We start from the raw sequence: 9,013 nt of genomic DNA, 5'->3' as shown, positions 1-9,013 counted from the left end.
CAGGCGATGACCGAAGCAGGTTGCCTATGCCGACTGAGCCGGCATCCACTGAGATTGATGTTCAGCAAGAGGGGATCGTTCCAGAAGCCTGGAAACCCCCAGTTGTTCACGCCAGGCAATCAGGGATTGATCCCATTTCTCTTCCCAGCGAACAGACAACAGGGAAATCTGCAACTCATGAGCCAGTTGAATTCCAAACTCCACACATCGCCAGATCAGTTGATTTTCAGCAGGCTGAATCAAGCCGTGCGCAATCCAGGTTGTCATCACAGCGAGAGCCCCAGGCGACCTGTAACGACGGGCGTAATAGGCCGAAGCCACCGCCTCACCTGCGACGGTGTCAGGCAAACCGAAAACCAGATGATGAAAATCATGGGTTCGTCGCAGGCGATTGGCGAGATATTCCCAGTCTTCATTGGTTTCAGAAACGGATGGGGGCAGTTCCTCCAGATGTTCTGCATCCAGTCGCCGTTGCAGACATGCCGCGAGACTTGCCGGCGGCGCACTGCGTCGCTCAGCTGGTGATGGCCACTTCGGGTCATAGCGATCTTTCAGGATCAGTTGATGATCTGATTCGCGGGCTAAATCCATAAATCCACGCTGACTCAATTCACTGGAGTCGATGTGCTTCAACATCCGAAAAAGATGATTTGTGGTGTGGTCGGGATCTTTGGCCGTTTGTAAAAAACCCACAGCTGCGTCAAGGGCTATGGCGCGGAATTCCTTGATTGCCAATTGGAAGCCAGCAATCTCTTCAAACCAATCATTGGTCCAATCACACTCAAGCATTCACAACCTGGCTCGTGGCACGAGCTCAGCCCAGGCCGGTGAATTCCAGTTGTGTCAGCTTTGCGAGAGTTCCCCTCCATCATGGAGGACGCAGTGCAGATGTTCGGGCTCGATCAATCCCTGCTCTTCGAATGGCTCTCTGCCTGGTTGGTGCTGAACTGGGGCGCACACCTCTCCTTGCGCCAGAGACCTGCTGAAGACACCCGTGAGGGGCAAGCCGGAACAGCGTTCCCCAGGCTCAGTGACCAGTTCACTTACGTGCTGCACTCGCTGGCCATTGCCTGGTTGATCCAGTGGTCATGGCGGCTGCTCCCACCGATTGGATGATCCCTGAAGCCTGAGCACTGTTGGCCGCATCAAACCGGATTGATCCGATGCGTATCGGGCAGATCTGAAACCTGAGCGGTGAGCATGCAGTCGACGATCCGGTGGATGTAGGCGGCCCGGCGCAGCTTGTCCATGGTCTGCCATCTGGCTTCGCCCATGGACTGGCGGGCGACTGCGATCGCGGCGAGTCCGGCGAGATTCTGAGCGCGGTCCATGGGCAAAGCCCTGTTGAACGGGATCTAACCGGCTCGCTTTTGCATGGCAATCCGCAGATCAGCAAACCCCATCAATCCGTACTACCTGGCTTCCGCATGTCCTCATTCATCGCCGCGCAGATTCATAGCCAATGGTTCAGATGCCGCATTCAATGCTCGTCCTTCAGGGGTTGATATCCGGGTGCCGGCCGGCAGGCTGATCAGTTCATCAGCATCTGCACTGAAGAGATCGGCCCTCGTGAGAATCGAAAAGGCTTGCTTGATCCAGTCTCCATCAACAAAGAGATACCCCGATTGAAACGCAGGGTTGACGTGATTGATCGTGAATTTTGCCTCACCAGCTTTTGCCAGCAAAGACAAAGAGAAATCCATTGGCTCACTTCAAGCCCTTTTGATCGACAGAGGCCAAAGACAACCACTTTTGATCCAGCGGAAAAAGCCGTAAGCGCATTTTTCAGTACTGGACGGCAAAACTTATGGCCTCAGCGTGAAAGCCCCGTCCGCATGGAGTGTGTGTATCGAGCGCTGCCTGAACAGGATTCATTCACGTTCATTCCTCTCCACAGACCTTGCGAGGAGTTGGCCAGCTCCCGGAGCGTGTATCAGGATCAGCAATGGTGTTGTCGCCAGTGCTGGCCATCACCCGGGTCCAAAAGGATCAGCGCACCGGTGGACGACAGCGCCGCCAGCCGACCTTCTGCATGTTCTGCCAGGCCTCGATGGCGTTGTGTTCGAGCATCCGTCTCTGGCTCTGAGGCTCGGGAGGATGGGGTCTCACCCAGCGATAGGTGCTGAGGACCACCCAGCGGCCATGGGCGGTTGATTGGCCATTGCTGAACCTCACCAACAGCTGCTCATCACCATTCACCAACCAGCCATCCCTGCCGGCGTGCAGCGGATGTTCTTGGGTGGTGTGGTCCCAGTTCGACATGGGGGGAGTTTCGCCGTGATCCACATCAACGCGGGCCAGAGTTCACAGAACCTCACTCCAGAGGATTCTCTGCAGCGGCCGGGCTGCTAGCCAATCAGCTGGGTCAGCAGAGCTGCGGATCCCAGTCCCCCGAAGAACAGGACAGTGGGCAGCATGGCCGGCCAGACCGATGGCTGAGTCGGATCGGACATCAGTTCCCTGCGTCATTAACTCCCGGAAAAATAAAAGGTTCTGCCCTCACATCAGGTAATGACCTGATGGTGCGCAGGTCGTATTTGCTTGGTTGCCAGGTATCTGAGTGATTCACAAGCCGGACGCCTGGAAGACTGCGGTACAGATCCCCGCACCAGGAGCAGGCGGTTGTCCCCCTGGAAGTGCTGACAGCGTTGCTCGAGATTGAACTGGCGTCGGGTGACGCGACAACCAACGGCACGGATCCCCGCCGTTGATCAAGAGCCTCCCCTGAGACAGGAGGCTTTTCCTGCCTGGATGTCTGCCAACCCGGCGAATCAGACTGAAGCAATGGCACTGCTGTCACTCGCCTGCCGCAAGGATCTGGAAGCCATCGCCATTCCCCGCCATGCCAGCTGGGATCCGGTGGGTCTGATGGCCGTGCGCAGTTATGTGCGCGAGCAGCTGGCCGCTCTGGGGAAGGTGGAGGAACAGCCGTTCAGGCGCAGCAGCCATCAGGGGGTGAATCTGATCCTGAAACTTCCCGGCCGCAACCCCGGGCGCCGGCCGCTGCTGGTGGGCGCCCATTACGACGGGCCTATCCAGTCGGTCGGAGCTGATGACAACGCCAGTGCAATGGCTGCTCTGCTGGAGCTGGGCAGACGCTGGAGCACGGCACCCCCGCGGCGACCCGTGTGGCTGGTGGCCTTCGATCAGGAGGAATGGGGTCTGCTCGGCAGTTCAGCACTGGCCGACCGGCTCAAGGCAGATCGGCAACGACTCAAGCTGATGGTGAGTCTGGAAATGCTCGCCTACACCAGCAACACGCAGAGCTACCCCCACCCCGCCATGGGCAGGCTCTATGGCAACCGCGGCGACTTCATTGCCCTGGTGGCGAATGCCCGTGCTGGCCTGATGCTCTCTCGGCTCACCCATGCCATGGGGCAACACGTGAGAAGCAAAGCGCTGCCGGTGCCGCGCGCTGGGATCGATGTGCCCGCAGTCCGCCGCAGCGATCACAGCCCGTTCTGGGATCGGGGGTACAACGCCCTGATGGTGACGGACACCTCGTTCATGCGGAACCCGCACTACCACCGGATGAGCGACACGATCGACACGCTCGATCTGCCCTTCCTGGCCTCAGTGATTGATGGACTGGATGCGGCGCTGGCCAGGCTTTAAACGATGGATCTAAGCCAACGTCCCGGCATCCGGTCTTCAGCTCAGAACAGCTTGATCTTGATGGACGGTGCCGACGGCTTGGACTTTGTTTCGGTTTCAGATGGATTGCTGTTCTGATCGGAATCGTTCGAGCTGCCCGAGGACCCTCCATAACACTCAGTGATCACAGCCTGATTTCCTGCTCGCACATCACTGAAGCTCACATTCAGATTGATCACTGAAGGGTTCAACATCACGGCCTGAGTCGACAGCACTGCATAGTTGCCCGGCTGAGTGCCATCAACAACGGTTCCTTTTGGAGGTGCCCAGGTGGCTGAAAACGTTCCACGGGTGACATTGGTGCGAATCGGTTCTTCGCAGTAACCGGCTTTGGTGAGATCGGCGCGAATCCTGGCCAGCAGTGCTTCAAGGGTGGTGTTTTGATGACGGCTATTCAGCGCCAATTGCCCCAGCGGGTTGGCACTGAACATCATCTCGGCATTGGATCCCAGGCTGGGAGGAAGGCTTTTGAGCAGCTGTTTGACCGGCTCCGCTGAGACAGGAATGAAGCCTCCGCTCAAAGCGGCGAAGAGTGATAACGCTGCGATTCTGCGAATCATGTGTCAATCAACCTGTGATCAAAAATCTAGGGATCCACCACCTCGATCACGACCCCTTAACTTCTCTTATCCAGCGGCATCAAGAACGGTTTCGCTCCATTGCGTGGCCGATCAATTGTGAACCGACGATGGCCCCTGCGTCTGCCCGCTCTGGACCACAAAGCCCTGATGGTGTCGGACAGCTCCTTCATGCGAACTCCGCACGACCACTGGAGGGGCGACACGATCGGCAGACTGGTTCCAGCCTTCCCGGCCTCAGTGATGGATGGAGTGGAGGTGGCGGCATGAGCTATAGATCATCAAGAACGCCGAAATCGTGTTTTGTGGATTCCGCTGAACTGAAGGAGTATTTTTCCAAACGTGTCAGCCTGAGCAGTGCTGATTTAGTGGCTATGGCGCAATTATTTGCGCAATTGTATGGAGAATTTCAAACCGATATCGTCCATAGAGTTTGCTGCACTGATGCGATCGATCGGCCATACATATGGGTTGATCCCCTGGAGGGTCGCAGCTCACATGTGATTTTGTTTTTTCATGGTGGTGGATACACCATGGGAAGCTCGAAAGATCACATGCAGCTGATTGCATCTCTCGTTGAACTGTCTGGAAAGACATTTTTAGCGGTTGATTACCGGCTTTTCCCTGCAGTCACTTTTCCCGCTCCTCTTGACGATGCTGAAGCCTCTTACCGCTGGCTGCTTGAGCAAGGGCTACCAGCATCCCGCATTGGTCTGGCAGGCATTTCAGCGGGCGCCGCACTGGTCACTCAGCTGGTGCATCGTTGCGCAAAGAAGTCTCTGGGATGCCCTGCACTGGCCATGGTGATGTCGGGGCTGAATGATTTTCGCTTTGATCGCCCATCAATGGCTTTCAATTCCTGCCTGGACCTTGTCTCCCTGAACAGACTGGAGTCGATCGTTGAATTCTATTTCCCTGATCAATCATCATTCGAATCTGATGATGTGCTTTGCATCAATCAAAATTACAACCACTATCCGAAAACATTATTTCAGGTTGGTGATCAGGAAATACTGTTGAGCGACGCCATTGAGATGCATCAATCCTTGAGATCACAGGGTCATGATGTGCATCTGAACGTTGTTCCACAAATGATTCACTGTGGCCAGATGTTTGCTCGCGACTATCCGCCCGGACAGTCAGCAATCGAGCAGGCGGCAGGCTTCATCAAAAGTGCATTGCAATGATGCTCGAACCTGATCAAAAGGCGCGCAGCCCAATGCAAACGACACCAGAGCGGCAATCAGGTCAGCAGTAACACCAAAGAGATCCGGATGGAGGCTCAGGATCACGTCGCGGTTGATCTGTGAGGGGTGATCGCACGACGACGGGCCCGGAGGCAACAGCCAGACGGCCGGGCAAGTCGTCACACCTGATCTGGATCCAGTCTCAATCGAACTCGCCGGCCTCCACTTTCAAATGAGCTCTACGAGCTGATTGCGCCAAGAAACTGAGCTCAAAAAGCGCAGACACCAGGCTCTGCCTGGAGCAGCCAACCTTTCATAAAAGGAGCTTGAAACAGTTGCCCGTTTTCCGTTCCATTGCCATCAATGGAGCGTGGGAAGCGCTCTTGGTGGGGCGCCCACGTCATGAGGACGGAGGCGGCCACTGCCGCCCTCCTCTTGATGCAATCAATTAGAACAATCCAGCCTCAGGCGGCTTTGCTCTGCTCTGACTCTTCGGCTTCTGCTTCGGAGCGCAGGAAACGTTTGCGCTGAGCCGACTCATAGCCGCTCAGTTCAACCTGTTTCTTCTCGATCACTTTGCGCTTGGGCCTGTCCAGCCCCATCAGCAGGGGATGAATTCCTCTTCGACTCATTGAATTTGTCCGTTTATTTGGATTCCGCGTCCTGGTCGGCTTGACCATCCACGTCTAGAAATCATGCCGTCTCTCAATCAGCAATGCGGTGTGATTGGAGACAAATGCAACGAATCGGCAATCACTTTTGTGTGATTGATCTCCAGCTGCAAAACCTCGTTGAACTCACACTTTGGCCCACTCAACAACATCCACAGCTGTTTCAGCATCGAAGAGCGGCCTCGATCAGCCGCTCAGAACCCAGTCATGGTTGATTGTTCAGCCAGACTGATCCCAACCGCGCTGCGAAGATGCTGACTCAGCTGGCCACCAGCCTGATCGCCATGGCGGTTCCGGCAACCACAGGCACCTGCCCTCAGGGAGTGATCGAACAGCTTGATGGGCTCTACCGCTGGCAGGTGCAGCGTATGGACAGCAACGAAGACAGGGTCAAAGCACTCTCCAGCCAGCGCCAGCGTTTCACACCATCACTGTTCAGGTTGCTGATGGAGGCCAGACAGCTCACACCCTCACGCGATGGTCGCTTCCTCGATTTCGATGTGTTCAGCAACACCCAGGTTGCCACCTTCGGAGCCAAGGTCAGCGGCTGCAGTGCAGAGAAGGGAAACAGCATCGAGGCAAGAGTGGATGTGGAGGCCGGCCTCACCGGCAGACCCAGCGGAACTCCCCGCCGGCTGCTGTATGAGCTGAATCGCGATGGGAAGGGCAACTGGAGAATCAACAACATCACCTACCTCGATGGCAAGGTCTTTCAGCTGAGGCCGTTTCTGCAGGAGCTGCTCCAATCAACCTCCTGATCCGCAAACAGCATCAGCACACCCGTGATGCCCATACAGCTGAGTGCACCAGCTGATCGTCGCAAAGCCTGCAGCGCGATGGGCATGCGCCCGACCATGACAACAAACCCCCCGCCGGCGCGCAGCCGATACGGCCATCACCAGCTGCTGTTGCTCAAGGGGATGCGCTATGCATAGTCCTTCAGCCCAGAGACCGGGAGCCATTGCCGAGTGATTACGCGTAGAGCTTGAAACCCTGGGCTCGCCGATGCAGACCGCCGGCAGTCAACACAGCGATCCTGTTCGGGTTGTGTGCATCCCATTGATCAGGAATTGATTGTCTAAAAGTAATTGGATTCATTGATATAAGTTGCTGCATGCATTCTTCCAAGGGCATCGGTGACGTACACCTTGCAGCGCGACAAGTCTGTATTTTCTGGCAGAGAGCTCGAACCATCGTTGTTCTCCACAACAGTCGAGACCTCTTCTCCCCCTTCAATCTGCAATGGAGCCTTTCGCTGATCATCAAAGAATCGCTCAGCACAGGTCTTTCCCGCAGTGACGATTCCCAGTTTGTTGACTGTTATGACCTTTTTGCTGTTGTTGCGAACAGTGACCCTGAGAAATGCCTGACTGCCCCAACCACGCTCTGGATTGAAGTTGAAGCTGGAAACAACTCGAAATTCATATCGGTCACGGTCAAATGCATACCAGGCAAAAACAAGCGAAAGAGCAGAAAAAACCAGCGCCACAAAGGCGATCCATTGGAACTGCTCGGTTCGCAAAGAATTCAGCTGATGCTTGACACGATTCTATTCAATTTCCCTCAAAACCTTGGCTTGACATGGCCTTCTGCACTGCATGGAACAATGAGCACGATCCAATCCCAGTGCTGACCTTCGGTCCACAATGATCCTAGCGGTTTCAAGCATCCCGCCTGAATCAGGCTGCTGCTGAAGAAATCCTGGCCGCAGCCGCTGATTAACAGCAGATATCAACAACCATTGGATTGCATCTCTTTCAGTTGCACTGCGCTTAGTCGGGCAGATCAGCGGAAACTTTTCAGATGAAGAGCTAAGTGATGACAGAAACAGGAATGTCCTAAAGCCAGAATTTTCAGACTTTAAAATGAATAAGGCAATGAATCTAAAACATCAACGGCGCCACAAACATCATAAACCGCAACACATTAAATCCAAAGTATACAAGGTATTATAAGTATTGCAGGCGACACAGTTTGTTGCGCAGGCGATGCTTGCTTGCCCTCCGACCGCGTTGTCAAGTTCATCTTCACTGATTTGACCGAATCTTTTGGCACAAGCAGTGAACTCCTCGGCCGAAAAGTCATAACCATACTCCTTGGCGGCCGATACAACCTCATCCGTTGATTGAGCAGCTTTCAGCTTTTCACGAAGACTCAAGTTAGCTTTCACCTCTTCAAGGAATGCTTTGAATTGTTCTTCTGACATGGGTATGAGATCTGTGATGCAGTTATAGCCATGTTGCGCTGAAGCGTCTTGAGATGAACAACCCGATTGAGCTTCTTTCAGGTCTTCAGTAGACAGAAAAAGCTCCGATTCTCTGGCAAAAGCAACCACTTCATCAGCTGATTGAGCAGCCTCAAGCGAGTCCTGCATGCTGCTGTCTTCAAAACTGATGGATGGACCATGTCATCCACTGCGGCAGAGCTGGTCCCTCGCGATCATCTGCCGCATCACACTCAAGCGACCAGAGCGTCGACCACCATGCCGCTGGATCTCCACAGCGGTGAGGAACGAAATCACGATCCGGGTAACGGCCAGTTCGTGCAGCAGGTCACGATTGGGCTGATCGATCGCATCCTTGATCTGCCAGTAGGTCAGCCCCTCTGAAAACAGGTGACATTTGAAGTTCTAACTGAACTCGGCGATTGCCATCAGCCGGCAGGCTCTGACGTCAAATCCCGCTGTGAGGTCGATGATCCCCCGAAGCATGGCGGCAATCGCAGTGAGCTGCTGAGCCGTGGTGTCGCGATAAACACCAGACCGTGAAGGTCATCCTGCAACAGAACCCATCAAGCCAAGGCATTGGATCTCAGGAATTTGAATAAAAAGATCACAGTGAAGGTTTCAAGCCATCATGGATTTTCAACATCGATTTTGAAGATCAAACGGATTCATCAGGCCCCATCGAAAGACAACCGAGTC

The 9,013-nt window shown here is 54.8% G+C and carries 15 protein-coding genes; 7 read left to right on the top strand and 8 right to left on the bottom strand.

All coding sequences use genetic code 11. The features are described 5' to 3' along the window. Positions 1 to 24: 24 nt before the first annotated feature. Positions 25 to 636, bottom strand: a complete 612-nt coding sequence (locus SynBIOSE41_RS05795; protein ID WP_186539977.1) for a Coq4 family protein — start codon at positions 634 to 636, stop codon at positions 25 to 27. Between the two features lie 234 nt (positions 637 to 870). Between SynBIOSE41_RS05795 and SynBIOSE41_RS05790 the strand changes: the two genes are divergently transcribed. Then, positions 871 to 1,116 (top strand): hypothetical protein, encoded by a 246-nt coding sequence (locus tag SynBIOSE41_RS05790; protein WP_186539976.1) that lies wholly within the window; start codon positions 871 to 873, stop codon positions 1,114 to 1,116. Between the two features lie 29 nt (positions 1,117 to 1,145). Here the strand turns inward: SynBIOSE41_RS05790 and SynBIOSE41_RS05785 are convergent, their stop codons facing one another. The 3 genes from SynBIOSE41_RS05785 to SynBIOSE41_RS05775 all read right to left on the bottom strand — a co-directional run bounded on the left by SynBIOSE41_RS05785 (position 1,146) and on the right by SynBIOSE41_RS05775 (position 2,262). Continuing rightward, a complete protein-coding gene (locus SynBIOSE41_RS05785) occupies positions 1,146 to 1,331 on the bottom strand; it encodes a hypothetical protein (RefSeq protein WP_066907891.1) in 186 nt (61 codons plus the stop codon). Between the two features lie 102 nt (positions 1,332 to 1,433). Continuing rightward, the gene (locus SynBIOSE41_RS05780) at positions 1,434 to 1,703 is read right to left on the bottom strand and encodes a hypothetical protein (RefSeq protein ID WP_186539975.1); all 270 of its coding nucleotides are present in this window, start codon (positions 1,701 to 1,703) and stop codon (positions 1,434 to 1,436) included. A 286-nt stretch (positions 1,704 to 1,989) separates the two neighbouring features. Further along, entirely contained in the window at positions 1,990 to 2,262 is a 273-nt protein-coding gene (locus tag SynBIOSE41_RS05775; RefSeq protein WP_186539974.1) for a DUF1651 domain-containing protein, read from the bottom strand. Between the two features lie 411 nt (positions 2,263 to 2,673). Between SynBIOSE41_RS05775 and SynBIOSE41_RS05770 the strand changes: the two genes are divergently transcribed. After that, positions 2,674 to 3,615 (top strand): M28 family peptidase, encoded by a 942-nt coding sequence (locus SynBIOSE41_RS05770; RefSeq protein WP_231884233.1) that lies wholly within the window; start codon positions 2,674 to 2,676, stop codon positions 3,613 to 3,615. A 41-nt stretch (positions 3,616 to 3,656) separates the two neighbouring features. On the opposite strand, the gene SynBIOSE41_RS05765 is transcribed toward SynBIOSE41_RS05770, so the two are convergent. Next, positions 3,657 to 4,214 (bottom strand): hypothetical protein, encoded by a 558-nt coding sequence (locus SynBIOSE41_RS05765; protein WP_186539973.1) that lies wholly within the window; start codon positions 4,212 to 4,214, stop codon positions 3,657 to 3,659. 117 nt (positions 4,215 to 4,331) lie between these two features. Between SynBIOSE41_RS05765 and SynBIOSE41_RS05760 the strand changes: the two genes are divergently transcribed. Both SynBIOSE41_RS05760 and SynBIOSE41_RS05755 read left to right on the top strand, forming a co-directional pair. Next, positions 4,332 to 4,502 (top strand): hypothetical protein, encoded by a 171-nt coding sequence (locus tag SynBIOSE41_RS05760; protein ID WP_186539972.1) that lies wholly within the window; start codon positions 4,332 to 4,334, stop codon positions 4,500 to 4,502. Positions 4,503 to 4,537: 35 nt separating this feature from the next. Further along, complete coding sequence (locus SynBIOSE41_RS05755) at positions 4,538 to 5,419, top strand: alpha/beta hydrolase (RefSeq protein WP_186539971.1); 882 nt, start codon at positions 4,538 to 4,540, stop codon at positions 5,417 to 5,419. Positions 5,420 to 5,883: 464 nt separating this feature from the next. On the opposite strand, the gene SynBIOSE41_RS05750 is transcribed toward SynBIOSE41_RS05755, so the two are convergent. Beyond that, complete coding sequence (locus SynBIOSE41_RS05750) at positions 5,884 to 6,051, bottom strand: hypothetical protein (RefSeq protein WP_186539970.1); 168 nt, start codon at positions 6,049 to 6,051, stop codon at positions 5,884 to 5,886. A gap of 290 nt (positions 6,052 to 6,341) precedes the next feature. Here SynBIOSE41_RS05750 and SynBIOSE41_RS05745 point away from each other — a divergent pair, with 290 nt between their 5' ends. Both SynBIOSE41_RS05745 and SynBIOSE41_RS05740 read left to right on the top strand, forming a co-directional pair. Further along, on the top strand, positions 6,342 to 6,848 hold the full coding sequence (locus tag SynBIOSE41_RS05745) for a DUF3828 domain-containing protein (protein WP_186539969.1): 507 nt from the start codon (positions 6,342 to 6,344) through the stop codon (positions 6,846 to 6,848). A 27-nt stretch (positions 6,849 to 6,875) separates the two neighbouring features. Continuing rightward, positions 6,876 to 7,025, top strand: a complete 150-nt coding sequence (locus SynBIOSE41_RS05740) for a hypothetical protein (protein ID WP_186539968.1) — start codon at positions 6,876 to 6,878, stop codon at positions 7,023 to 7,025. 143 nt (positions 7,026 to 7,168) lie between these two features. Here the strand turns inward: SynBIOSE41_RS05740 and SynBIOSE41_RS05735 are convergent, their stop codons facing one another. Both SynBIOSE41_RS05735 and SynBIOSE41_RS18325 read right to left on the bottom strand, forming a co-directional pair. Beyond that, entirely contained in the window at positions 7,169 to 7,612 is a 444-nt protein-coding gene (locus SynBIOSE41_RS05735) for a hypothetical protein (protein WP_186539967.1), read from the bottom strand. A 387-nt stretch (positions 7,613 to 7,999) separates the two neighbouring features. Next, complete coding sequence (locus SynBIOSE41_RS18325; protein ID WP_370594187.1) at positions 8,000 to 8,464, bottom strand: Nif11-like leader peptide family natural product precursor; 465 nt, start codon at positions 8,462 to 8,464, stop codon at positions 8,000 to 8,002. 30 nt (positions 8,465 to 8,494) lie between these two features. Between SynBIOSE41_RS18325 and SynBIOSE41_RS05725 the strand changes: the two genes are divergently transcribed. After that, entirely contained in the window at positions 8,495 to 8,698 is a 204-nt protein-coding gene (locus SynBIOSE41_RS05725) for a hypothetical protein (protein ID WP_186539966.1), read from the top strand. The last annotated feature ends 315 nt before the right edge of the window (positions 8,699 to 9,013 follow it).

It is taken from the genome of Synechococcus sp. BIOS-E4-1, from assembly GCF_014279995.1.
In the GTDB taxonomy this organism is placed as follows: Bacteria; Cyanobacteriota; Cyanobacteriia; order PCC-6307; family Cyanobiaceae; genus Synechococcus_C.
Note: the sequence above shows the minus strand (reverse complement) of the source record. Positions and strands in the feature narration are given on the sequence as shown.